Genomic DNA, 22962 nt, shown 5'->3' with positions numbered 1-22962 from the left:
TTCTATTTAATTCGTGAGATACATCAGCCGAGTTCAGCAGTGGCTTGCATAGTGAGCCAGCCATCGTGGTCCTGCGCCCAAAGCCGGATGCTTGAGCCGTTGGCATCGGGCTCACCGCAAACGCGCAGCATGCGTTGATCGGCGCACTCAAAAGTAGGGCGTAGGGCTTTGAACTCAAAGCTGCGAATGGGTCTGTCGGTATGGCGGCACAGCAAGTCCACCAACAAGGTCGCAATCAAAGGTCCATGCACGATGAGGCCGGGATAGCCCTCGACATCTGTGACGTACTTGCGGTCGTAGTGAATGCGATGGCCATTGAAGGTCAGTGCTGAGTAGCGAAACAGCAGCACATCGTCAGGTGTGATGTCGCGTTGCCAAGTGGCTTTTTTTGGTGCTGCAACGGGCGCGGGCACAGGGTCACTAGGCTGAGCGGCTGGACGATACACGATGTCATGCTCTTCGGTCAGGCACAGTCCTTGAAGGTTATGCACCTCATGCTTGACCAGTACAAAGAGCAAGTCTCCCGTTCGGCCCGACTTATGTGTCACCGACTCAATGGTGGACACACGCTTGACCACATCGCCCACTTGCAGCGGCGCATGCCAACGCAAACGTCCGCCAGCCCACATGCGACGTGGCAGTGGCACGGGCGGTAAGAAGCCACCGCGCTTGGCATGACCATCCGCACCAATCTCGCTTTGGCGGTGATGCGGCAAAAAGAACAACCAGTGCCAAAGAGGCGGCAGTGCCGTGCCGCTCACGGGCAAGGGGTCATCACGATCCAACGTGGCACTGAGCGCACGCAAGGGTGCGGGTGTGATCAGATCTTCCAACACCTCGCTGTTGCCTTGCCATGTTTGCAAGTGCGCGAGTGTCGCGGCATCAATCGTGTGTGTCATGTCAGTCAATTGATGCACCAGAAGATTTCACAATGCGTGCCCACATGACCATGTCGTCTTGCAGCAGTACAGAAAATTGCTCCGGCGTGGTGGGTGCGGCCAACTCAACACCTTGCAGTTCTAGCTTGTCACGCACATCCTTACTTGCCAAGGCTTGTGTCATGCCGCTTTGCAATTTACTCAACACATCATTCGGAACACCTGCGGGTGCAAACAAACCGATCCACAAAGTGCCCCGATAGCCGGGCACCGATTCAGCCAATGCAGGTACATCGGGCAATGCAGGTGAACGCTTAGCGCTACTCACCGCCAAAGGCTTAAGCTTGCCCGCCTTGATGTGCGACAGCGATGCAGGCAAGCTGGCAAACACCATGGGTAGCTGACCACCTAAGACATCATTCAAAGCAGGCGCCACACCTTTGTAGGGCACATGCTGTAAGTCAATGCCAGCCATGCTGTTGAGCATTTCGCCTAACAAGTGATTCAAGGTGCCATTGCCTGCCGATGCGTATTGGTAATGGTTGGGCTTAGCCTTGGCCATTTGAATCAGGTCTTTGATGCTGTTGGCAGGAAAGTCAGGATGCGCCAGCAGCACATTGGGCACTGAGCCAATCAAACTGACAGGCTTGAAATCTTTCACAGGGTCAAAGCCTGGGTTCTTGTAGAGCGCAGGGTTGATGGCTTGGCTGCTGCTGATGGTCATCAGCAAGGTGTAGCCGTCTTTCGCTGACTTGGCTGCATACTGTGTGCCAATGTTGCCGCCTGCACCTGGGCGGTTCTCCACAGCCACGGAGGTGTTGAGCACCTCGCCCAACTTTTGGCTGACGATGCGGCCGACGATATCGTTGGTGCCACCCGCTGCTTGCGGCACCACCATCAAGATCGAACGATTGGGATAAGCCGACTGCGCCAAGGCAGATGTGGCACACAGCGCACTTGCAGCCAAACCGGCGAGCATGAAACGTCTTGTCGTCGAGGTGAGTTGTTTTGTCATTCGTCCATCCTTTGATTTCTGATGGCTGCGATGTTCAAGGCATTTACATGGATCAACAATCGGTATTTTCAGGACCAAGACTTCTGTTTTTCCGAAGGCTTAGATTTTCAGACTAAGATTAATAAATGCATTTCGACCTCAATGACCTACGTCTTTTTGTGCTCACCGCGGATGAAGGAAGCCTCACCAAAGCAGCGGCTAAACACCACTTGTCTTTAGCGGCAGCAAGCGCGCGCATCAAAGCGTTAGAAGCACAAACAGATCTACCACTTTTGTACCGAGAAGCTCGCGGCGTACGCCTGTCGCCACCGGGACAAGCCTTTCTGCACCATGCCCGTTTGATGCTTCATCAAGTGGAGCAAATGCGGGGAGATCTACATGAATATGGCGGTGGTTTACGTGGCCACCTCAGGGTATACGCCAACACTACGGCCGTGACTGATTTTTTACCCGAGATCTTGCCGAAATTCTTAGCCAACAACCCAAAGATCAACATCGACCTTCAAGAAAAACCGAACGCTGAAATTGCCAAAGCCGTTCAAGACGGTCGCGTCGACATTGGCATTGTTTCGGGCCAAGTAGATACCTTGGGCTTGCAAAGCCTGCACTTCAGTACCGACAGACTGGTGCTGGCCACATCACGCCAACACCGATTTGCAAAACGCAAACGCATTGCGTTTGCGGAAATTCTGGATGAAGACGCGGTGGGTATGCACCCAAGCAGTACATTGCAAACCTTCTTAGGGCAAGTGACAGAGCGTTTAGGCAAGCCGCAAAAACTGCGCATCCAACTCTCTAGTTTCGATGCGATGTGCCGCATGGTGGGTGCAGGTGTGGGCGTGGGCATCGTTCCAGAGTCAGCTGCCATGCGTAACCAGGCCACCATGAATTTGGCCTTGATTGAATTGACTGATTCTTGGAGTGTGCGTGAACGCTACATTCTCACGCGCGACCAAGCTGGATTACCTAGCTACGCACACTCGCTCATTGACCACTTACGACAACACTACGCCACACAGACAAAAAGCTAAGCAATCAAGCCACGCAGCACCTCGGTGCTCATGTGTTGATCTAAGTAATCAGCCAAGCCTTCAAACACGGTTTCTAGCGTAGGCGTTTGCGCGCCAAACAAAGCTTGCAGCACGGCAGGGTCTTCAAACAAACCGTGCAGGTATGAGCCCATCACGTTGCCTGCCTCGTTTTGCCAAGCCAAGCTTGGCATCACCTCATGTGCCACCTGCCCTGCGGCGGCCATGGCAGCGTGGGCCTGCGTTTGGCCGTGGTGAATTTCGTAGCCGCTCACCCGCACGCTCGACAAAGCAGCCCATGCACCACGCAGCTCACCAAACTTGGCACTTGTGCGTTGCACGGTTTTGTCTGCGGCGAATTGGGTGACAACAGGCAACAACCCCAAACCCGCTGCATTGCCATCAATGCCGTGTGTGTCGATCAAGGCCTCACCCAACATTTGCAAACCACCGCAAATGCCCAGCACCGCCCCACCCCGTTCTGCGTGTTGGGCAATGGCAGCGTCTAAGCCTTGGGTGCGCAGCCAAGCCAAATCGCTGCTGGTGTGTTTTGAGCCGGGCAAGATGACCCAATCATTTGCTTGCAAGCCAGCTAGGTCAGCAGGACTGCGCGCCCACAGCAAGCGCACGCCAGGGACGTTCTTCAAGGGTTGAAATTCGTCGAGGTTGCTGATGCGTGGGTAGGCAATGACAGCCACGGTTTTGTTCACCACACCCGTGGCGCGACTGCGATCATCAAACACACCATCTTCTTCGGGCAAGCCGTGTTGCCACCACATGGGCAGCACAGCCAAGGTGGGCACGCCTGTGAGCTCTTGCATCATCTCGGGTGCAGGCGCAAGCAGCGATGCATCGCCACGAAACTTGTTGAGCACAAAGCCAGTGATGCGCGCTTGGTCTTCTGGTGGCAATAAGGCCCATGTGCCGTAGAGGTGGGCAAATGCACCACCTTTGTCGATGTCGGTCACCAGCAAGCAGCGCGCATCGCCATGACGCGCCACGCGTAGGTTGACGATGTCGTTGGTCATCAGGTTGATCTCGGCGGGCGAGCCCGCGCCCTCAATCACCACCACATCGTTTTCAGCGCGCAAGGCATCTAAGGATGCGGCAATTTGCGGCCACACTTTTTCGCTTCGGCCGCGCCATGGCGTATTCGTTAGTTCGTTGTTCACCTCGCCCAGCAACACCACTTGGCTGTGCGTGTCGGCCTCGGGCTTGAGTAGCAAAGGGTTCATGCGCACATCGGGCACAGCTTTGGCGGCGAGTGCTTGAAAATATTGAGCAGAGCCTACTTCGCCTAGGCCGTTGTGCGACGCCACCACGCGCGCGTTGTTGCTCATGTTCTGCGCTTTGAACGGCGCCACTTTCAAGCCTTGACGCGAATACCAGCGACAGAGCGCCGTGGTCAGCCAGCTTTTGCCAGCGCCGCTCGAGGTGCCCAACACCATCACACACTTGGCCGTCATGACGAGTCCTTAAATTTAATCTTCGATGCCGCGTTGCGCGGGAATGCCTGCATTGAAGGCGTGCTTGACTTTGGTCATCTCGGTCACGGTATCGGCCAGCTCAATCAACTCTGTCGGACAACGACGCCCAGTCATGCACACATGCACGTCAGTGGGCCGCGCACGCAGGGTAGCCAACACATCGTCTAGCGGCAACCAACCGTAAATGAGTGGGTAGGTAATTTCATCCAACACCACCAAGAAAAACTCACCACTCAAAATCGCAGCCTTGGCTTTTTGCCAGCCGTCGCGCGCGAGTTGCGCCGAGTGTTCAAGGTCTTTGCTTTTCCAACTAAAACCGTCGCCCAAGCCTTCGACAGGAATACCCAGTTGTTCAAAGATGCGGTGCTCACCAAAGCGCGCCGTGGGCACTTTCATGAACTGGTAAATCTTCACTGTTTTGCCGCGCCCATGCGCGCGCAGGGCCAAGCCAAATGCTGCAGTGCTTTTACCTTTGCCGTCCCCAGTGTTGACGATGAGCAAGCCACGTCGCTCAACTTGCGGTGTGACACGCGCGTAATTGACAGGCGGTTTTTCGATGTTCATGTTGCAGCGCTCTGGTTACAGCTTGGGCACAGCCACCCACTGGCTATCCAGCGAATGAATGGCAATGCGTTTGTCAAACACGGCTTCAACAGCACGGTGCGTCGCCGCATCCGAGCAGGCACCTTGGTGCACCACACGGCCAGTTTGCATGACCACCATGTCATCCGCATGCAAGGCCATGCCCACTTCGTGCAACACGCTGATGACGGTGGTATTTTGTGCAGTGAGGCAGCGCACTTGTTCTAACCAATCCACTTGATGAGGTGGGTCTAGGTTGGCAAGCGGCTCGTCCATCAACATGACTTGCGCTTGCACAGCCATGGCGCGGGCCAGTAACACGCGCTGACGTTCGCCACCTGAGAGTTGACCTAAGGAACGTTCGCGCCAATCCCAAGCTTGTGTGGCTTTCAAAGCAGTTTCCACCACCGCATGATCATGCGTACTGGGCGCAGCCAGCCAATCTTGATGAGGCATGCGCCCGAGCATGACCACATCCCATACGCGCAAATCATCAGACGTTGATTCGTTTTGACCCAACCACGACAGCTGCTGTGCACGTGCTTTGCGGCTCATTGAAATCAGCTCTTGGTCAAACAAAAAGACTCGGCCAGCAACGGGCAATAAGCCTGCGATGGCTTTGAGCAAGGTGGACTTGCCTGCACCATTGGGACCCACGATGCTGGTCCAACGCCCCGCCGCAAACGACATATCAATGCCGTGCAACACCTCTTGCCCTGCAAGAGACACATGCACATCGCGCAAACGCAAAGCCATTTGTTGTGCCTTCATCGCGCAGCCCCCGCTGTTTGGCTTCGATACATCAGCCACAGCAAATAGCCACCGCCCAACACCGCCGTGAGCACGCCCACAGGCATTTCTTGTGGCGACAACAACATGCGCGCGAGCAAGTCAGCTGCCAGCAGCAACGCGCCGCCCATCAAGGTGGATAACACCACGATCCAGTTGTATTTGGTCTTCACCAGAGAGCGCACCAAGTGCGGCGCAGCCAAGCCGACAAACGCCACCAAACCCGTTTGTGCCACCGCAGTGCCTGTGGCCAAAGCTAACACACACACCAGCGCCACACGCACGGGTGCGAGCGGCAAACCCAAACTCAACGCAGTGGACTCACCCAAACTCAGAGCATCCAACACACGACTCAGTGCGAAGGCCAACACCACACACACCAGCAACACGCCCAGCATCAACACGCAAGCGTTCCAACCGATGAAGCTGGTAGAGCCCAATAAAAATCCTTGCATGCCCTGCAACACATCGGGGCGCATGAGGGTGATGAGTGACGCCAGCGCCCCCAACACCACGCCCACAATCACACCGGCCAATAACAAACGCAACGTGTGCTGCACACCACGCGCCAGCACGAGGGTGAGCATCACGGCCAACACCGCGCCCACAAACGCGGCACCTGTCAAACCCAAACGCACCAAAAATTCTGTGGCAAACGGGTTGCCACCAAACAGCGCCAAAGCCACCGCGACACCCAACGACGCACCAGAGGCACTGCCTAACAAATACGGATCTGCCAAGGGGTTGCGAAACAAGCCCTGCGCCAACGCACCAGCGAGCCCCAGCAATGCGCCTGCGGCACAAGCGCCCACGCTGCGCGGCAAGCGAATGTCCCACACGATTTGCCAAGCGATGTCGTCGTGCATAGCTGCGAGCCAGCTTTCAAACCCTGTGCTGCCCACCGCGATGCCCACCGCGATGCCGAACACACACAACACCAGCAAACTCAAAGCCACCAGCACAGGCGAACAACGTGCACCGTGCGTCGTCATGGTTGGCCTTTCGACTTGTCATTGGCTTTGCCAGTCAAACACTTAGCCATCAAGCGCGCGGCCTCCGCCATACGCGGACCAGCGCGCACCAAAACATCGGACTCTTCCGATTTGAAATGGCACACACGCTGTGTGCGCATGGCGCGCATGTTTTGCCAACCAGGTCGTGCTGCCATGTCCGCAAAGTTGCTGTCGCCCACCATGATGAGGTCGGGCTGTGCACGAACCACAAATTCGGGATTGATTTTGGGAAACGGTCCCAGTGATGCAGGCAAGATGTTGCGCGCACCCAAGCGCTGTAAGGTCTCACCAATGAACGACGATTCACTGGCACCATAGGGCGCACGGCTGACTTCAAAGTACACACGCTGACCTTTGGCCTGTGCCGGAATCGATTGCGCGGCAGCATTCACCGCGGCATCGATGTGGCGCCACACGCGGTCACTCTCAACGAGCGGCACATCCATAGCTTGCGCCACGATGCGCATGACGCGTTGCACATCGGCATGCGACCGTGGTTCCAACGCCAACACCGTCAAACCTAAAGAGGTCAAACGCTCGGCACCGCGCGCCGAGGTGGCCATCAACACCAAGTCGGGCTTAGCCGCCACCACGCTTTCAATATTGGGGTCGATGCCACCGCCCATGCGTGGCAACTTGGCAATGCTCTCGGGCCAATTGGAATAACGATCCACGCCCACCAACTTGTCGCATTGCCCCAAAGCACACACCGTCTCGCTGAGTGAGGGCAACAGACTGACGATACGCTGCGGCGGTTTGGCAATGGTCACCTCTATCTGGCGGTCATCGCGGAGCACCACGGCGTGTGCGGTGCTGGTCATGATGAACAACGTCGCTAGCGCGAGCATGCGTTTAAGCATAGGTCGCCTCCCACTGCTGAATGATGCGGTGCAACTGCACCACGCCATCGGTCAAAGCCGCAGGGCCTGGCTGCAAGATATCGGCCGATTTGATTTCAAAGATTTGGTTATTGCGAACCGCTGGCACGTCTTGCCAGCCTTCACGCGCGGCAGCTTTTTCTGGGCGGAACTTTTTACCGCACAGCGAGCCAATGATGATGTCGGGCGCACGGTCCACGATGGTTTGGCCGTTGGCAATGATGCGGTCTTTGCCCATGGGCATTTGCGCCAACTCAGGGAAACAATCGTCGCCACCTGCAATGCCAATGAGTTCGCTCACCCACCGAATGCCGCTGATGTGCGGCTCATCCCACTCTTCAAAATACACCTTGGGCCGACGCTTGAACGTGGCCGCTGTTTGTTGGATAGCGTCTAACTGCGCACGCATGTGCTGCAAACGCTGCATGCCTTGCTCTGCTTGCCCCACCATCGCAGCCACTTGGTAGAGCATCGAAAAAATCTCATCCACGCTGCGTTGGTTGAACACCGTGACCTGCACACCCGCACGGATGAGCAAGGCCGCGATGTCAGCCTGTAAGTCAGAAAAACCAAACACGCAATCGGGCTTGAGTGCCAAGATCTTGTCAATCTTGGCGCTCAAAAACGCGCTGACCTTGGGCTTCTCGTCACGCGCACGACGCGGGCGCACGGTGTAACCCGAGATGCCCACAATGCGCGCCTCTTCCCCCAGCATGTACAGCCACTCTGTGGTCTCCTCCGTGAGGCAGACGATGCGTTGAGGGAAAAGATCAAGCATTCAAGTTACTTGGGTTGGTATTGCAAGGTGGCGTAGATGCCACGGCCTGGGGTGTTGTAGCCATAAGCCAATTGGTACTGACGATCGAACGCATTGTCCAACTTCACGCGAGCGGTCCATTCGTTGTCGATTTTTCGGCTGACGTAGAAGGCCAAGGTGGAATAACCGGAAAGTGTCGTACTAGTGAAGTTACTATCCCGACGAGAACCCGCCGCATAGAGTCTAGTACCCAACTCATAGCCAGACAGTATTTTCGAAACATCCAGAGATCCATACTCTTTCGCACGTCTAGCTTGAGAGAGATTTTGCCCAACATCTCTCGGGGCTTGCAGCGTGACAGAAGACTTGATTGAGTACCCTTGAACTTTGGCTCGCGCAGTCAGCTCCCAGCCCTTGTTATCAATATCGCTGTTGATGTACTGATACGCATTGTTATAAATGATTGCGTCTTTTGCATGGCTTTGAAAATATAGAACACGCATCAGCAAATCATCCACTTGATAAGTTGTACCAACTTCTTGACTATGGTGATGCTCTGGTTTGATGTTCGCGTTTGAATTCACCGCATACACCGTGGGCGCACTAAAACCTGAAGACACCGTTCCGGTCAAACTCCAAAATGAGTCAAGCTGGTAACCAAGACCAAGCAAGCCTGTGTTCGCGGTGTAATTCCCTCCTGCTGCGCTATTTTCTTTTTGCTGCTGGAACACATCACGTCGAGCATTGGCTTGGATGCTCAACTTGTCAATCTGATGTGTTGCGCCAGCAAAATAGCCTTGACTTCGACGATTGAGCACATAAGCAACTGCATTGTTTAAGCCTTTTGCATCAAACGCATCTTCGTTTAAATCTGCACCAAACACTGCTTTAGTTTGTGCCTGCAATTGGTACGTGTTATTCCACGACAAGGCATTCTGACGTCCCTGAAAATAGCTGTTCGTCCATGTGCTACTTGGCCAAGGTGCACCGTTCAAAGTGTCATCGTATTTGTACTCAGAGTGCGCAAGATTCAAATTACTGACCCAATCCGAATTGACTACTTGGCGAACATAACCTGAAACAGATTCAGTTGTTCTTTTAAATTTATGAACATCTGTTGGCGTGTTTGAAAATGAGTTGCCATTGTCATAGTCCACATTTGACAAGTTGTAATTCAAGCGAACACCAATCTTCGTATCAGTGGAAATTCGCTTTTCAAATTTAGCTCCAGCGTATTGATTCTTGTAACCATCAACATCTGGGTTTGCAAGAGTTTTTTGGGTCGTATTTACCGCAGAGAAACCTGCAGACTTGTCTTGCCCAACATTCAAATCGAAGTTCACATCTTCGACTGTTCCTCCATAACCCGCGGAGGCCTTATGGGTGTTATAGGAACCCAGTGATGCACTGCCGTAAGCCTTTGGCACTCCTTTGTTTTCACGCGTAATGATGTTGATCACACCGCCAATCGCACCGTTCCCGTAAAGAGCGCTCACGTTACCTTTCAGAATTTCAACCCTTTCAATCTGATGCAAAGGAAAGTCGGTCGTTTGAATCGCACCGATCTGGTCAACTTGAGCCCTTACTCCATCCATCAAAACTACGGTATTAATACTGTCTTGGCCTCGTAAGAAAAACGAAGTGGTCGTCCCCGGCCCGCCATTGCGTCCAAATTCAAAGCCTGCCTCACCTTGCAACAAATCAGCCAAAGTCGCAGCTTGCGACTTGTCAATATCCGCACGCGTGATCACCGACACAGATGACAGCACCTGCGACAAAGGTTGCTCCATACGCGAAGCAGAAACCACCACAGGATTAACTTCAATGCCTTGCGCTTGAACGCTAGCGGCAACTGCCAAAGACAAAACAGAAAGCGCAGGCGCAGAAAAGCGCGCGAGTGCACGCGCACGGAGACGAATAGATTTCTTCATGATTTAAATACCAACTTTGTGTGCTCTCACCGCCTTCCCCGACAGTGCTTGAGCGATTTAGCGGCACGTTTTTAGACGCACCGCCACCTTGTTGGCCGGTATCCGGGCTGGCGGAGACTACCTCTGTCGCCTTCCCAAGCGCTTGTTCAAGGCGCTCAGTGGCTTGTGTGACAGAAGCGGAGCCAAAGGGCTCGTCCGCTTGACCGTTGCGGGGGCAGCGCAGGTTAGGTGTTGTCGCGCAAGTCGACGCAACCCTCCTGCTTCCCGTTGAACTGAGGCATGTGAACCACACCTCGAGCACCAACATTGACAATTTTAACGATTAACCTTGCAGCCACCTTAAAATGCACAGGCCATGTCACAAACACCCCTGATCGATCAAATTGCCCAGCGCGTTGAGCACCTGCTGCTGCGCCACGAAGAACTGCAACGCACCAATGCCTTGCTGGCCACCCAAGTGCAAGAGCTCACGCATGAGCGCGACTTGCTCAAGTCCCGCCTAGGCGCAGCGCGCCACCGCATTGACGCATTGATTGATCGCCTACCCCAAGGCGCAGAGGCACAGACAAAGGACATCGCGTGAAGCAGATCGAAGTTCAAATCATGGGCCAGGGCTATGTGCTGGGTTGCCCCGAAGGTGGCGAAACACGTTTGGGTCAAGCCGTGGCCAAAGTGGACGAGGCCATGTGCAAGATTCGCGATGCCGGCAAGATCAAAGCCCGCGACCGCATTGCGGTGTTGGCAGCCCTCAACTTGGCATTTGACTTGACCGATCGCCCTGCTGCTGTGCAAGCCAGCGGCGATAGCAGCGCTTCTAGCACCGACCTGCACAACTTGCTGCAACGCATGGATGCAGTGCTCGCACGCGACAACCAACTGATCTAAGCCGCGCCTACAATCAACGTGTCTGCAAGTCCTTGGGGCTTTATATTTCCTTGAACCAATGCTCATAGAGCTCGGGCTTGGAACATCGGTTGATGAGCGTGATCGTCTCGCGTCAGATGAACCCAACGTTGACCTGACCTCGCCCACCTGAACCCCCGGTTCAGGATGACGGCCTTGAGGAGCCTTGCAGACACCTTCTACTTTCTCAAGGCCTGCGCTCTCATGGACCTCCAACCCCAACTGATTTTTGAACTCGCTGCACTCGGCATTTGCACAGGCTTTTTAGCCGGGCTGCTTGGCATTGGGGGCGGCATGGTGATGGTGCCCTTCATCACTTTCATGCTTTCGCACCGCGGCGTCGATGCAGACCTTGCGGTCAAGATGGCCATTGCCACGTCGATGGCCACCATCATCTTCACCTCAGTCTCTAGCGTGCGCGCGCACCACAAGCGTGGCGCGGTACGTTGGGACTTGGTCAAAGGTTTAGCGCCTGGCATCGTGCTGGGCAGCATGATTGGCAGCTTAGGTGTGTTTTACTGGCTCAAAGGCTCTTACTTAGCCATCTTCTTTGGCTTGTTTGTGGGCTTCTCAGCCACGCAAATGTTCTTAGATAAAAAGCCAGCGCCTACACGCCAAGTGCCCGCCACGGCGGGCCTGATGGGTGCAGGCGGTGCGATTGGTTTTCTCTCTGGTTTAGTCGGTGCTGGCGGCGGCTTTATCAGCGTGCCGTTCATGACCTGGTGCAACGTGGCCATTCACAACGCCGTGGCCACAAGCGCAGCCTTAGGCTTTCCTATTGCTGTCGCCAACGTGGCGGGCTACATCGTCAGTGGCATGACGGTGGAAGGTTTACCTGCGGATGCATTTGGTTTTATTTGGGTGCCAGCTTTGGTTGTCATTGCTGCTTGCAGCGTGTTCACTGCCCCTTTGGGCGCCAAGGCCGCGCACATGTTGCCCGTCAAAAAACTCAAGCGTGTGTTTGCCAGCGTCTTGTATGTGCTGGCCGCCTATATGTTTTACAAAGGCATCACCAGCTGATCACTGAGGCACCAAGCACCATGGGGCTTGGTACTCCACCAGACCCATCCACAGGGTCCAACCCGAGCTAGCGGCCAAAGCCAAACCCGCTAAGCGCACACCCCATGCTCCGTTGCCTGTGCTGATGATTTGCCCACCTCGCAAACGCAGCCAGACCCAAGGGCCAATCGTCAGCACCACAGCGCTACCCAATGCAAACAGGGCCATCACGCCTGCGCCCTCTAGCGGGCTGTTGCTGAGCGCAGCCACCAAGAGCGCGCCATACAGCAAACCACAAGGCATCAACGCCCACAACACACCCAAGACAACTGCGCCACCATTGCGCAGCTTGAGGTGCGCCGTCATGCTTTGCACACGACGCCAAATGCCACGGCCAAAGTCTTCCAGCCAAATGGGTTGCTCACCGCGCCACAGCAACAAGCCGCCCACCATGAAAGCCACGATGTGCATCAAGGTCCACACAGGACGAAACACGGCAGACTGTGTGCTGAGCCAGCCCACGCCTTGCATGGTGCTGGCGGCCACTGCGCCTAACGCGCTGTAGCCCATGATGCGGCCCAGCTGAAACAAGAGCATGGCCGAGGTGCCCTGCCCGCCTGTTTGTTTTTGGGCAGCTCGCCCAATGCCTGCACAGGCCGCCCCGCACATGGCCAAACAGTGCGGCCCACCCGCGAGCCCCATGAGAAGTGCGGTAAGGGCCAAAGTTGTATTCATCAGATGATTTTAGAGAACCTTGCGCGGTTCTTGTCGGCTTGCAGGTATTTGTCAAACACCATGGCCACGCCACGCACAAAGAACCAGCCCAGCTCGGTCACATGAATACCTGCATCGTCCATGGTCAACAAGCCCTGCGCTTGCATGACGGCCATCGCTTCCATTTCTGGTGCGAAATACTGCTTGAAGTCCACCAGGTGCGACAACTCCACCGATTCAAACAACACACTGCCTTGGCACATCAGCGCCATGATGACCGTGCGACGCACCAAGTCATCACGCGACAAAGCCATGCCACGGGCCACAGGTAATCGGCCTTGGTTGAGCAAGTCGTAATACTCATCCAAGGTCTTGACGTTTTGGCTGAAGGTGGGGCCCACGCGACCGATGGAGGACACACCCAAAGCAATCAGATCGCAATCGGGCTGGGTGCTGTAGCCTTGGAAATTGCGGTGCAAGCGGCCTTGGCGCTTGGCCACAGCCAGTGCATCGTTGGGTAAGGCAAAGTGGTCCATCCCCACATACACATAACTCGCCTCCACCAACACACGCATGGCGCTCGACAACATGACAAGCTTAGACGCCGCAGGCGGCAAGTCTTGCGTGTGGATGCGGCGCTGTGGCTTGAAACGCTCGGGCAAGTGAGCATAGGCATACAGCGCAATGCGATCTGGACGCAACTGGGTGACTTGCTCTAGCGTGCGCTCAAAGGTTTCTGGCGTTTGCATGGGCAAGCCGTAAATCAAATCGACGTTGACCGATTCAAAGCCAAGCTCACGCGATGCAGCCACCAAGTCAAACACTTGCTCTGCAGGCTGAATGCGGTGCACCGCTTTTTGCACGGCAGGCTCAAAGTCTTGCACGCCAAAGCTCAGGCGGTTAAAGCCCAGCTCCGCTAAGTGGGCCAAGCGTTCGCGCGTGACCGTGCGTGGGTCAATCTCGACCGAGTATTCACCGCCGGGCGCAAACTGAAAATTGCGGCGCAGCATGGCCATGAGTTGCGCCAACTCTGCATCGCTCAAAAACGTAGGGCTGCCGCCACCGAGGTGAAGCTGCGACACCACTTGGCCTTGGCCCAAATGCACGATGTTCAGGTCCACCTCACGCTCAAGGTAGCGCAAATACTCCGCGCCACGCTCGTGGTGTTTGGTGATGATCTTGTTACAGGCGCAGTAGTAGCACAGTGACTCGCAAAACGGGATGTGCACATACAGCGACAAGGGGTAGGCTTTGGCACCCACACCATCGCGGCGTTGCTCTAACGCTTGCAAATAGTCAGCTTCACCAAACGCCTCGACAAATCGGTCTGCCGTGGGATACGAGGTGTAACGGGGCCCCGCCACGTCATAGCGCTGCAAAAGTTCTGGATTGAGGACAAGAGAATGCATAAGTTCACACCTAAATTTGCGCTCCATAATAGGCGTGCAGGCACAGCAAAAAGTTGACCTGCATCAACACAAACGACTGTCAGACCCTATGAATTCCACCAGTATCAAAGTCGCCTGTTCTAACTGCAATTTGCGCGAGCTCTGCATGCCTTTAGGCTTGAACGAGAGCGAGATGGAGCGTGTGGACGAAGTGGTGGCCACACGCCGCAAAGTGGCACGTGGTGACAACCTGTTCAGACAGGGTGACAAGTTCAACGCGCTGTACGCCATTCGCACGGGCTTCTTCAAAACACGCATCTCCGCTGAAGATGGCCGCGACCAAGTGACAGGTTTTCAAATGGCCGGTGAAATCATCGGTTTGGATGGCATCGTGAGCGACCACCACACCTGCGATGCCGTGGCACTGGAAGACGCCGAAGTGTGCGTGATGCCGTTTGATCGCATTGAAGAGCTGTCTCGTGAAATCACATCCTTGCAGCGACATGTCCACAAAATCATGAGTCGAGAAATCGTGCGTGAAAACGGTGTGATGTTGCTGCTGGGCAGCATGCGTGCCGAAGAGCGTCTCGCAGCGTTCTTGCTGAACTTGGTGCAGCGCCTGCACGCCAGAGGGTTCTCTCAGTCTGAACTAATTTTGCGCATGACGCGCGAAGAGATTGGCAGCTACCTTGGGCTCAAGCTCGAAACGGTGAGCCGCACGTTTTCAAAGTTTGTAGAAGACGGTGTCGTGGAAGTCAAACAACGCCATGTGCGCATTTTGAACGCCGATGCGCTCAAGCTCATCGTGAACGCACAAAGCTGCCAGCCAATTTAAACAGCGACAGGGTCGCAACACACCTCTTGCTTGGGGCAGCCATCTGGTCGTTCTGTTGGCACCATTGGGCAACGGTTCATCTCAAACGGCGACACTGACAGCAAGGTGGTCAATGCGCTGGAGGCTGCTGTGACCATCCAGAAAACAAAAAACGACAAGGTATACACACCTTGTCGCGAAAGCTCAATAGGCTGGCCAAACCATTGCATATCTTGCGGGTCTACAAACGCAAACACCAGCATTTCCAAAACACCTGCTACTAAAAAAGCAGGCCATGCAATCCACATCATTCGCTGAGCCAACATTCTGATTCTCCTAAACAGGAATGAGTTCAGTCTAGGCTCGAATGACAGCGCCAAGTCATGGGGTTTTCGCGGGGGTCTCTTGCTTGGCTGACTCAGCTTTGGGCGTCACCACATGGTTACGCGCCTGCATGGCGGGTGCCAGCTGCATGTCTTTTTCTGCCGCCAAGGTTTTGTTGATGTCTAAGCCTCGGCGGTAATAGTCGTCGGCCACCACGGGGTCTGGCACGCGAATGGCAATCGCCAACGTGATGAATCCCGCCACAATGACCGCAGCAGGGCCCGCGATGATGAGCCAAACGTGACCATATTGCCACCATGCTTTGGTATCAGTTGTTTCTTGTTTCATGATGCATTACCTAGGAACGATGAACACAGATTTTTCGACCACAAACTCATCGGTACCCAAGGCCTGAACTTCAAACATGATTTTGTGTGAACCACCCTCGACAGAACCATAAGGCACATCGGCACGCAACACAATCCAACGGGCTTGGGCGGGGTCCACCATGACTTCGGTATCGGTCGTGATTTTCAAACCTGGCAAACCTTTGACTGACAAGCGGTAAGTCTGAATGCTCTCCGCTGCGTTCATGATTTGCAGACGGTACACGTTTTCAAGTGTGCCGTATTCCGTGATGCGCGACAAAGTCGAGCGGTCACGCACCACGTCAACCTTGAACGGTGTACGCAAGCTCAACGACACAAACAAGCCCACTGTCACAGCCAACAAGATCATGGTGTAGATCTGAATGCGCGGGCGCATCAGGCGTTGCCAGATTTGGGCAGGCGTCCACTTGTTGTCCATCGCATTTTGCGTGGAGTAGCGCACCAAGCCACGGGCATAGCCCATCTTGTCCATCACGGTGTCGCACACGTCAGCGCAAGCACCGCAGCCAATACATTCGTATTGCAAACCATCGCGGATATCAATGCCGGTGGGACACACTTGCACGCACAAAGTGCAGTCGACGCAGGCCCCCAAGTTCAAAGCCCCTGCTTCAGCTTTCTTGGCGCGCGGGCCACGTGGCTCACCACGCTCTGTGTCATACGTGACGATGAGTGTGTCGTTGTCAAACATGGCGCTTTGAAAGCGTGCATACGGACACATGTATTTACACACTTGCTCGCGCATGAAGCCTGCGTTGCCATACGTGGCAAAAGCGTAAAAGAACACCCAGAAAAGTTCCCACGAACTCATTTGGGTCAGGAAGAACTCCATCGCCAATTCACGGATGGGGGTGAAGTAACCCACAAAGGTAAAGCCAGTCCAGACCGATAAGAAGATCCAGATGATGTGCTTGTACCATTTCTTCACCAACTTCTCCAAAGAGAAGTCTGCGTCATCCAAGCGTATGCGGGCTGAACGATCGCCTTCGACCTTGCGCTCAATCCACAAGAAAATTTCGCTGTAAACAGTTTGCGGGCAGGCATAGCCACACCACAAACGCCCAGCCACCGCCGTGAATAAAAAAAGCGCCAAAGCTGAAATCACCAACAGGCCGGTGAGGTAGATGAAGTCCTGCGGGTACAAGACCAAACCAAAAATATAAAAACGACGCGATGCCAAATCGAACAACACCGCTTGACGTGTGCCCCACTCGAACCAGGGCAGGCCGTAAAACACCAGCTGCGTCAGGACCACCAAAATCCAGCGCCAATAAGCAAAGATGCCCTCCACAGAGCGAGGGTAGATTTTTTTGGATGCAGCATAAAGCGAGACCATCGCCTCGTCCGCAGAGCCCGAAGGCTCTGGAACGATGGGGATGGTCTTGCGCTGCTTGGAGTCGTCAGCAGAGTTCAAAGCGTTTTACTTCGCAGCAGCAGGTTTGTTAGAGAAGCCCCAAACATAGGCAGTCAACACGTGAATTTGTGATTCAGTCAAACGGCCTTCTTGCGCAGGCATTTGGTTGACCTTGCCGTTGTTGATCATCGCAGTGATGGCGTCTTCACCCCAGCCGTGCAACCAAATCTTGTCAGTCAAGTTAGCAGAACCCATGGCTTGCATGCCTTTGCCATCTGGACCGTGACATGCCGCGCAGGCACCGAACTTGGACTTACCCAAAGCGGCGCGCACGGAGTCATGTGGGCTGCCAGACAAGCTCAACACATAGTGGGACACGTTACGAATGTCATCAGGCGTTCCGACGGCTGCAGCCATCGGAGGCATTTGACCAATGCGCCCTTTGGTGAGGGTCTCTTTGATCTTGTCAGTCGTACCACCGTGCAACCAATCGCTGTCGGTCAAGTTAGGGAAGCCTTTCGAGCCGCGAGCGTCAGAGCCGTGGCACTGTGCACAGTTGTTCATGAACAAACGCTCGCCCACAGCCATGGCTTTAGGGTCTTGCGACAGTTGCTCTGGTGTTTGTGCGTTGAATGCCGCATACAAAGGCTCGAGGTCTTTGTTGGCCTTGGCCACTTCAGCTTCGTATTGACCTTGAGACGTCCAACCCAATTTGCCTGCATAGCCACCCAAACCTGGGTAAGCAATGAAGTACACCGCAGCAAACACCATGGTGATGATGAACAACCACAACCACCAACGAGGCAATGGGTTGTTCATTTCGCGCAGGTCTTCGTCCCACACGTGGCCGGTTGTACCGTCCTCTTCGTGTGCTGACACTTTAACTTTGGCAGAGAACCACAGCAAAAATGCGCAGTACACGATGCCAAAAATGGAGATGGACGATACGAAGATCGACCAAAAATTACTTGTGAAATCACTCATGATTCGATTCCTTTACAAAGGCCTCTGGGCCTTAGTCTTGATCGAGGGGCAGCTTTGATGCGGCCTCAAAATCTTCTTTGTTACGTCGAGAAAAAGCCCACACCATGATGCCGATGAACAAGGCAAACGAAATCAACGTGGTCGCGATGCGCAGATCATTGACATCCATGGGGTGTCTCCTTATTTGAGCGCGAGGCCCAGTGATTGGAGGAAAGCAATCACAGCTTCCATCTCGGTTTTACCCGCGACGTCTTCGGAGGCCTTAGCGATTTCTTCATCCGTATAAGGCACGCCCACTGTGCGCAATGCCTTCATGTGTGCAGGCATTGCTGCTGCATCCACCGTGTTCTTCAACAGCCATGGGTACTCAGGCATGTTGGACTCAGGCACCACATCGCGTGGGTTGTTCAAGTGAACACGGTGCCATTCGTCGCTGTATTTACCACCGACGCGAGCCAAGTCTGGACCGGTACGCTTGCTGCCCCATTGGAAGGGATGGTCATACACAGACTCACCAGCCACTGAGTAGTGGCCGTAACGCAATGTCTCTGCACGGAAAGGACGGATCATTTGCGAGTGGCAGTTGTAGCAACCTTCACGCACATAGATGTCACGGCCAGCCAACTGCAAGGCAGTCAAAGGCTTCACGCCGGTGACGGGCTCAGTGGTGGACTTTTGGAAGAACAAAGGCACGATCTCAACCAAGCCGCCAAAAGCGACAGCGATCAAGATCAACACGATCATCAAAAAGTTATTGGTCTCCACGCTGGCGTGGGAGAAGCCTTTGGAATTGTTATCAGACATTTATTTCTCCTCAGGCGTGTGCAGGTGCTGGAATGGCAACGCTCACGGTGTTACCGCTGGTCGCAGTTTTGACCACGTTCCACAACATGATGACCATGCCTGTCAAGTACAACAAACCACCCGCCATACGAATGACATAGAACGGATACGTGGCTTTGACAGATTCAACAAAGGTGTAAGTCAATGTGCCGTCGGCGTTGATCGCGCGCCACATCAAACCTTGCATTACACCGGCAATCCACATCGCAGCGATGTACAAGACGATACCGATGGTGGCCAACCAGAAGTGGACCTCGATCGCCTTGACGCTGAACATTTCCTTGCGGCCGAACAACTTAGGAATCAAGTAGTAGATTGAACCCATGGACACCAAGCCCACCCAGCCCAAAGCACCTGAGTGCACGTGACCAACGGTCCAGTCGGTGTAGTGACTCAAAGCATTCACTGTTTTAATGGCCATCATGGGGCCTTCGAACGTAGACATGCCGTAGAACGACAAGGACACGATCAAGAAACGCAAGATAGGGTCATCGCGCAACTTGTGCCATGCGCCAGACAAAGTCATGATGCCGTTGATCATGCCGCCCCAGCTAGGAGCCAACAACACCAAAGAAAACACCATACCGACGGACTGAGTCCAGTCAGGCAAAGCGGTGTAATGCAAGTGGTGAGGACCCGCCCACATGTAAGTGAAGATCAAAGCCCAGAAGTGAACGATCGACAGGCGATACGAATACACAGGGCGACCTGCTTGCTTAGGGATGAAGTAATACATCATGCCCAAGAAGCCAGCGGTCAAGAAGAAGCCCACCGCGTTGTGACCGTACCACCACTGCACCATGGCGTCTTGGGCGCCAGCGTAAGCAGAGTAAGACTTCATCATGCCCGCAGGAATGGCCGCGCTATTGACGATGTGCAACAAGGCCACCGCAATGATGAACGCACCATAGAACCAATTGGCCACGTAAATGTGTTTGACCTTGCGTGTACCCACGGTACCGAAGAACACCACCGCGTAGGACACCCACACCACGGCGATCAACAAGTCGATGGGCCACTCCAGCTCAGCGTACTCCTTGCCTTGGGTGAAACCCAAAGGCAAACTGACCGCTGCAGCCAAGATGACCAACTGCCAACCCCAGAAGGTGAAAGCAGCCAATTTGGGCATGAACAAGACTGTGTGACAGGTGCGTTGCACCACGTAGTAGCTGGTTGCGAACAAGGCGCAGCCGCCGAACGCAAAAATCACCGCATTGGTGTGCAATGGACGCAAGCGGCCATAGGTCAACCAAGGGATGCCAAAGTTCAGTTCGGGCCAAGCCAGTTGAGAAGCGATGATCACGCCCACCAACATGCCAACCACGCCCCAAACCACCGCCATGATGGAAAACTGCCGTACAACGGTATCGCTGTAAACGGCTTGCTCTGATGAGTTCATCGGTCACCTTTCATTTTTCAAACCAGTATCCTCAAATCACCCCTACAGGTGTTTGATTCAAATCAATCGTTTCGAAGAATACGCTCGCCTTCTTGCTCCACGCTGTCAAATTGGCCTTTGTGAATGGCCCACCAGAGGCCACCCAAGATAAAAAGCACCAACAACACCGACAGCGGAATCAATAAATACAAGATATCCATCAAAATCCTTTCGTGAGCCGTAAAGAATTCAACACGACCCACAACGAGCTCAACGCCATTCCCAAACCAGCCAGCCATGCTGGCAACCAGCCCACCACCGCCAATGGCACGCACAAAGCGTTGTAAGCCGCAGCCCACACCAAGTTTTGCTTGACCACCCGCAGGGTATGCCTGGCTAACTTGATGCTTTGCGCCACCACCAACAAGCTGCCGCCCATCAAGACCAAGTCCGATTTGGACTGAGCCAAGGGCACCGCATTGCCAAACGCCATCGACACATGGGCACCGGCCAAGACGGGGCCATCATTGAGACCATCTCCCACCATCGCCACCCGCGCGCCTTGCGACTGCGCAGCCTGCATGCGAGAGAGCTTGTCTTGCGGGGTACACGCCCCAAAGGCTCGGGTGATGCCCACCTGCTGCGCAACCTGTTGCGCCGACTCGGGCCGATCGCCCGAAAGCAACCAAACATCAAGGTTCAAGTGCTTCAGGGCTTGAACGGTTTGCACCGCATCTGCGCGAACATCTTCTGAGAGCTGCCAGCTGGCTAACCACGCGTTTTCACGGCACAAGTGTACTTGGCAAACCTCGGCTTTATCGGGTATTCCCTTGGTTTTTGGCGCACAAAATGCGGCAGAGCCCAAGCGCAAACACCCATCTAGCTGGCCTTCCAAGCCCTGACCAATCATTTCGTTTACATCTTGAACATCCAGCACAGAACGGCCTGAAGCCTCATCGTGTGCTTGCACCAGCGCGCGCGACAAAGGGTGCAGTGAATGTTTGGCCAAAGCCGCGGCCAAATCCAAGGCGTATTCGGGCGTCACACCCTCTGCCGTCATCACTTGCGTCACGCGCTGGCCGTCTTGGGTGAGCGTGCCCGTCTTATCAAAAATCACGGTGTCAATCTCAGCCAATGACTCCAAAGCTTGCAGATTGCGCACCAGCACGCCATGACGCGCCAAGTTGCCTGCTGCCGCCAACATGGCCGCTGGCGTGGCGAGCGACAGCGCACAAGGACACGTCACCACCAGCACCGCCACCGCCACCATCAAGGCGTGCCCTGGGTTGGTCGGCCACCAATAGACCGCTGAGAGTGCAGCCAATACCAACACCCCAATCAAAAAGGGTTTGGCAATGCGATCCGCCAATTGCGCCAAGCGTGGTTTTTGCAACGAAGCGTTCTCCATCAACGACACGATTTGCGAGAACTGCGTGCCCTCGCCCACCTGCACCACGCGCACCGTGACGATGCCGCTGAGGTTGTGACTGCCCGCCACCACCGTGTCGCCCACGCCACGCGCTTGCGGGCGTGACTCACCCGTGAGCAACGCCTCATCGGCCAAGGTCTGGCCTTGCAAAATCACGCCATCGGCAGGAAAGCTTTCAGACGGCAACACACGAATCACATCACCCACCATCACGCGACGCACAGCCACGCGCTCAAACTCACCTGAGGGCAATTGACGCTCCACGCTGTCGGGCAGACGGTTCATCAAAGCTTCCAGTGCGCCCGCCGTGCGGTCACGCACGCGCAGCTCTAGCCATCGCCCCGTCAGCAAGAAGAACACAAACATGGTGAGCGAGTCGTAATACACCTCGGCACCAAACACGCCTTCAGGCTCAAACGTGGCCACAGAGCTGAGCAAGAAGGTAATCACCATGCCAAGCGCCACGGGCAAATCCATGCTCACGCGACGCGCGCGAATGTCACGCAAGGCATTGCCAAAGAACGGGCCGCACGCAAACAGAACCACAGGCAGCGTCAACACCCAAGAAGCCCAACGCAACAAGAACACCATGTCAGGCGTGATGTCGCCCTCGCGCGACACATACGCGGGATAGGCATACATCATCACTTGCATCATGCAAAAACCTGCCACCAACCAACGCCACAGGGCTCGACGGCTTTCCTCATGCCGCGCTTGGCGCAAGCTGCTATCGGCTGCCGGCAAAGCGCCATAACCCACTTTGGCAATGGCCGCCATCCAGGCCGACGGCTTCACCTGCGCGGCAGACCACACCACTTTGGCGCGATGCGTGGCCGCATTGACTTCGGCCGATTGCACGCCCGGCACCGACATGAGCGCTTCTTCCACAGTGAAAGCACAAGCCGCACAGTGCATGCCTTGGATCACCACATGCGAATCCCAGCAGTCATCTGAACCATGGAGCGTGGGCTTGTGCGGTTGACTAAAACGCAACCACTCTTGGCGGTCGTCGAGCAGCTCGACCTTGGATGTATCTGAATGCATAAGGGGTGTAGCCTAACGGCTTGGACGAACCAGAACTTGAC

Annotated in this window: 25 protein-coding genes and 1 riboswitch; of the genes, 5 read left to right on the top strand and 20 right to left on the bottom strand. The window is 54.9% G+C overall.

Features of this window, described 5'->3' with window-relative positions:
• Positions 1-23: 23 nt before the first annotated feature.
• Positions 24-899: a MaoC family dehydratase N-terminal domain-containing protein gene (locus LINBF2_RS03920; protein WP_281891282.1), complete on the bottom strand. Its 876-nt coding sequence runs from the start codon at positions 897-899 to the stop codon at positions 24-26.
• Position 900: 1 nt separating this feature from the next.
• Positions 901-1857 carry a tripartite tricarboxylate transporter substrate binding protein gene (locus LINBF2_RS03915; protein WP_281891281.1) on the bottom strand — a complete coding sequence of 319 codons (957 nt, stop codon included), beginning with the start codon at positions 1855-1857 and terminating at the stop codon, positions 901-903.
• A gap of 161 nt (positions 1858-2018) precedes the next feature.
• Between LINBF2_RS03915 and LINBF2_RS03910 the strand changes: the two genes are divergently transcribed.
• Positions 2019-2924: a LysR family transcriptional regulator gene (locus LINBF2_RS03910; protein WP_281890576.1), complete on the top strand. Its 906-nt coding sequence runs from the start codon at positions 2019-2021 to the stop codon at positions 2922-2924.
• Here LINBF2_RS03910 and LINBF2_RS03905 read toward each other — a convergent pair.
• The 7 genes from LINBF2_RS03905 to LINBF2_RS03875 are packed head-to-tail and all read right to left on the bottom strand — an operon-like array spanning position 2921 to position 10358.
• On the bottom strand, positions 2921-4387 hold the full coding sequence (locus LINBF2_RS03905; RefSeq protein WP_281890574.1) for a cobyric acid synthase: 1467 nt from the start codon (positions 4385-4387) through the stop codon (positions 2921-2923). The two genes, LINBF2_RS03910 and LINBF2_RS03905, sit on opposite strands and share 4 nt — an antisense overlap.
• 15 nt (positions 4388-4402) lie before the next feature.
• Positions 4403-4972, bottom strand: coding sequence for a cob(I)yrinic acid a,c-diamide adenosyltransferase (cobO, locus tag LINBF2_RS03900; RefSeq protein WP_281890572.1), 570 nt, complete (start codon positions 4970-4972; stop codon positions 4403-4405).
• A gap of 15 nt (positions 4973-4987) precedes the next feature.
• Complete coding sequence (locus tag LINBF2_RS03895) at positions 4988-5761, bottom strand: ABC transporter ATP-binding protein (protein ID WP_281890570.1); 774 nt, start codon at positions 5759-5761, stop codon at positions 4988-4990.
• Positions 5758-6771, bottom strand: coding sequence for an iron ABC transporter permease (locus LINBF2_RS03890; protein ID WP_281890568.1), 1014 nt, complete (start codon positions 6769-6771; stop codon positions 5758-5760). The genes LINBF2_RS03895 and LINBF2_RS03890 overlap by 4 nt, the downstream gene beginning before the upstream one ends.
• Positions 6768-7652 (bottom strand): helical backbone metal receptor, encoded by an 885-nt coding sequence (locus tag LINBF2_RS03885; RefSeq protein WP_281890566.1) that lies wholly within the window; start codon positions 7650-7652, stop codon positions 6768-6770. The genes LINBF2_RS03890 and LINBF2_RS03885 overlap by 4 nt, the downstream gene beginning before the upstream one ends.
• Positions 7645-8448, bottom strand: coding sequence for an ABC transporter substrate-binding protein (locus LINBF2_RS03880; protein ID WP_281890564.1), 804 nt, complete (start codon positions 8446-8448; stop codon positions 7645-7647). The genes LINBF2_RS03885 and LINBF2_RS03880 overlap by 8 nt, the downstream gene beginning before the upstream one ends.
• Before the next feature lie 5 nt (positions 8449-8453).
• Positions 8454-10358, bottom strand: coding sequence for a TonB-dependent receptor (locus LINBF2_RS03875; protein ID WP_281890562.1), 1905 nt, complete (start codon positions 10356-10358; stop codon positions 8454-8456).
• Between the two features lie 75 nt (positions 10359-10433).
• Positions 10434-10678, bottom strand: a riboswitch (cobalamin riboswitch).
• 35 nt (positions 10679-10713) lie between these two features.
• On the opposite strand from LINBF2_RS03875, the gene LINBF2_RS03870 reads away from it, so the two are divergent.
• The 3 genes from LINBF2_RS03870 to LINBF2_RS03860 all read left to right on the top strand — a co-directional run bounded on the left by LINBF2_RS03870 (position 10714) and on the right by LINBF2_RS03860 (position 12281).
• Positions 10714-10941, top strand: coding sequence for a DUF904 domain-containing protein (locus LINBF2_RS03870; RefSeq protein WP_104799204.1), 228 nt, complete (start codon positions 10714-10716; stop codon positions 10939-10941).
• A complete protein-coding gene (locus LINBF2_RS03865) occupies positions 10938-11243 on the top strand; it encodes a cell division protein ZapA (RefSeq protein ID WP_104799203.1) in 306 nt (101 codons plus the stop codon). The genes LINBF2_RS03870 and LINBF2_RS03865 overlap by 4 nt, the downstream gene beginning before the upstream one ends.
• Positions 11244-11465: 222 nt before the next feature.
• Entirely contained in the window at positions 11466-12281 is an 816-nt protein-coding gene (locus LINBF2_RS03860) for a sulfite exporter TauE/SafE family protein (protein WP_104799202.1), read from the top strand.
• On the opposite strand, the gene LINBF2_RS03855 is transcribed toward LINBF2_RS03860, so the two are convergent.
• Both LINBF2_RS03855 and hemN read right to left on the bottom strand, forming a co-directional pair.
• Positions 12282-12995, bottom strand: coding sequence for a sulfite exporter TauE/SafE family protein (locus LINBF2_RS03855; RefSeq protein ID WP_281890558.1), 714 nt, complete (start codon positions 12993-12995; stop codon positions 12282-12284).
• Positions 12995-14383, bottom strand: coding sequence for an oxygen-independent coproporphyrinogen III oxidase (gene hemN, locus LINBF2_RS03850; RefSeq protein ID WP_281890556.1), 1389 nt, complete (start codon positions 14381-14383; stop codon positions 12995-12997). The genes LINBF2_RS03855 and hemN overlap by 1 nt, the downstream gene beginning before the upstream one ends.
• Before the next feature lie 76 nt (positions 14384-14459).
• On the opposite strand from hemN, the gene fnr reads away from it, so the two are divergent.
• A complete protein-coding gene (gene fnr, locus LINBF2_RS03845; RefSeq protein ID WP_281891280.1) occupies positions 14460-15197 on the top strand; it encodes a fumarate/nitrate reduction transcriptional regulator Fnr in 738 nt (245 codons plus the stop codon).
• Here the strand turns inward: fnr and LINBF2_RS03840 are convergent.
• The 9 genes from LINBF2_RS03840 to LINBF2_RS03800 form a co-directional block, all read right to left on the bottom strand.
• Entirely contained in the window at positions 15194-15502 is a 309-nt protein-coding gene (locus LINBF2_RS03840; protein WP_104799199.1) for a hypothetical protein, read from the bottom strand. The two genes, fnr and LINBF2_RS03840, sit on opposite strands and share 4 nt — an antisense overlap.
• Positions 15503-15557: 55 nt before the next feature.
• On the bottom strand, positions 15558-15848 hold the full coding sequence (locus tag LINBF2_RS03835; protein ID WP_104799198.1) for a FixH family protein: 291 nt from the start codon (positions 15846-15848) through the stop codon (positions 15558-15560).
• 6 nt (positions 15849-15854) lie between these two features.
• On the bottom strand, positions 15855-17225 hold the full coding sequence (gene ccoG / locus LINBF2_RS03830; protein WP_281891279.1) for a cytochrome c oxidase accessory protein CcoG: 1371 nt from the start codon (positions 17223-17225) through the stop codon (positions 15855-15857).
• 84 nt (positions 17226-17309) lie between these two features.
• Entirely contained in the window at positions 17310-18227 is a 918-nt protein-coding gene (gene ccoP / locus LINBF2_RS03825) for a cytochrome-c oxidase, cbb3-type subunit III (RefSeq protein ID WP_281890552.1), read from the bottom strand.
• A 31-nt stretch (positions 18228-18258) separates the two neighbouring features.
• Positions 18259-18396 carry a cbb3-type cytochrome c oxidase subunit 3 gene (locus tag LINBF2_RS03820; RefSeq protein WP_104799196.1) on the bottom strand — a complete coding sequence of 46 codons (138 nt, stop codon included), beginning with the start codon at positions 18394-18396 and terminating at the stop codon, positions 18259-18261.
• Between the two features lie 11 nt (positions 18397-18407).
• Complete coding sequence (gene ccoO, locus LINBF2_RS03815) at positions 18408-19031, bottom strand: cytochrome-c oxidase, cbb3-type subunit II (protein ID WP_281890549.1); 624 nt, start codon at positions 19029-19031, stop codon at positions 18408-18410.
• A 10-nt stretch (positions 19032-19041) separates the two neighbouring features.
• Positions 19042-20469, bottom strand: a complete 1428-nt coding sequence (gene ccoN / locus LINBF2_RS03810; protein ID WP_104799194.1) for a cytochrome-c oxidase, cbb3-type subunit I — start codon at positions 20467-20469, stop codon at positions 19042-19044.
• A 62-nt stretch (positions 20470-20531) separates the two neighbouring features.
• Complete coding sequence (ccoS, locus tag LINBF2_RS03805) at positions 20532-20669, bottom strand: cbb3-type cytochrome oxidase assembly protein CcoS (protein ID WP_104799193.1); 138 nt, start codon at positions 20667-20669, stop codon at positions 20532-20534.
• On the bottom strand, positions 20669-22921 hold the full coding sequence (locus tag LINBF2_RS03800) for a cation-translocating P-type ATPase (protein ID WP_281890546.1): 2253 nt from the start codon (positions 22919-22921) through the stop codon (positions 20669-20671). The genes ccoS and LINBF2_RS03800 overlap by 1 nt, the downstream gene beginning before the upstream one ends.
• Positions 22922-22962 lie beyond the last annotated feature (41 nt).

It is taken from the genome of Limnohabitans sp. TEGF004 (assembly GCF_027924965.1).
GTDB lineage: Bacteria > Pseudomonadota > Gammaproteobacteria > Burkholderiales > Burkholderiaceae_C > Limnohabitans.
The sequence above is the reverse complement of the archived record's forward strand: the minus strand, read 5'-3'. Positions and strand labels throughout refer to the sequence as shown.

Bases quoted from the DNA above. Each gene is read 5' to 3' on its own strand.
- LINBF2_RS03920 (WP_281891282.1), bottom strand. From the start codon at position 899: ATGACACACACGATTGATGCCGCGACACTCGCGCACTTGCAAACATGG.
- LINBF2_RS03915 (WP_281891281.1), bottom strand. From the start codon at position 1,857: ATGCTCGCCGGTTTGGCTGCAAGTGCGCTGTGTGCCACATCTGCCTTG.
- LINBF2_RS03910 (WP_281890576.1), top strand. From the start codon at position 2,019: ATGCATTTCGACCTCAATGACCTACGTCTTTTTGTGCTCACCGCGGAT.
- LINBF2_RS03905 (WP_281890574.1), bottom strand. From the start codon at position 4,387: ATGACGGCCAAGTGTGTGATGGTGTTGGGCACCTCGAGCGGCGCTGGC.
- cobO (WP_281890572.1), bottom strand. From the start codon at position 4,972: ATGAACATCGAAAAACCGCCTGTCAATTACGCGCGTGTCACACCGCAA.
- LINBF2_RS03895 (WP_281890570.1), bottom strand. From the start codon at position 5,761: ATGAAGGCACAACAAATGGCTTTGCGTTTGCGCGATGTGCATGTGTCT.
- LINBF2_RS03890 (WP_281890568.1), bottom strand. From the start codon at position 6,771: ATGACGACGCACGGTGCACGTTGTTCGCCTGTGCTGGTGGCTTTGAGT.
- LINBF2_RS03885 (WP_281890566.1), bottom strand. From the start codon at position 7,652: ATGCTTAAACGCATGCTCGCGCTAGCGACGTTGTTCATCATGACCAGC.
- LINBF2_RS03880 (WP_281890564.1), bottom strand. From the start codon at position 8,448: ATGCTTGATCTTTTCCCTCAACGCATCGTCTGCCTCACGGAGGAGACC.
- LINBF2_RS03875 (WP_281890562.1), bottom strand. From the start codon at position 10,358: ATGAAGAAATCTATTCGTCTCCGTGCGCGTGCACTCGCGCGCTTTTCT.
- LINBF2_RS03870 (WP_104799204.1), top strand. From the start codon at position 10,714: ATGTCACAAACACCCCTGATCGATCAAATTGCCCAGCGCGTTGAGCAC.
- LINBF2_RS03860 (WP_104799202.1), top strand. From the start codon at position 11,466: ATGGACCTCCAACCCCAACTGATTTTTGAACTCGCTGCACTCGGCATT.
- LINBF2_RS03855 (WP_281890558.1), bottom strand. From the start codon at position 12,995: ATGAATACAACTTTGGCCCTTACCGCACTTCTCATGGGGCTCGCGGGT.
- hemN (WP_281890556.1), bottom strand. From the start codon at position 14,383: ATGCATTCTCTTGTCCTCAATCCAGAACTTTTGCAGCGCTATGACGTG.
- LINBF2_RS03840 (WP_104799199.1), bottom strand. From the start codon at position 15,502: ATGTTGGCTCAGCGAATGATGTGGATTGCATGGCCTGCTTTTTTAGTA.
- LINBF2_RS03835 (WP_104799198.1), bottom strand. From the start codon at position 15,848: ATGAAACAAGAAACAACTGATACCAAAGCATGGTGGCAATATGGTCAC.
- ccoG (WP_281891279.1), bottom strand. From the start codon at position 17,225: ATGGTCTCGCTTTATGCTGCATCCAAAAAAATCTACCCTCGCTCTGTG.
- ccoP (WP_281890552.1), bottom strand. From the start codon at position 18,227: ATGAGTGATTTCACAAGTAATTTTTGGTCGATCTTCGTATCGTCCATC.
- LINBF2_RS03820 (WP_104799196.1), bottom strand. From the start codon at position 18,396: ATGGATGTCAATGATCTGCGCATCGCGACCACGTTGATTTCGTTTGCC.
- ccoO (WP_281890549.1), bottom strand. From the start codon at position 19,031: ATGTCTGATAACAATTCCAAAGGCTTCTCCCACGCCAGCGTGGAGACC.
- ccoN (WP_104799194.1), bottom strand. From the start codon at position 20,469: ATGAACTCATCAGAGCAAGCCGTTTACAGCGATACCGTTGTACGGCAG.
- ccoS (WP_104799193.1), bottom strand. From the start codon at position 20,669: ATGGATATCTTGTATTTATTGATTCCGCTGTCGGTGTTGTTGGTGCTT.
- LINBF2_RS03800 (WP_281890546.1), bottom strand. From the start codon at position 22,921: ATGCATTCAGATACATCCAAGGTCGAGCTGCTCGACGACCGCCAAGAG.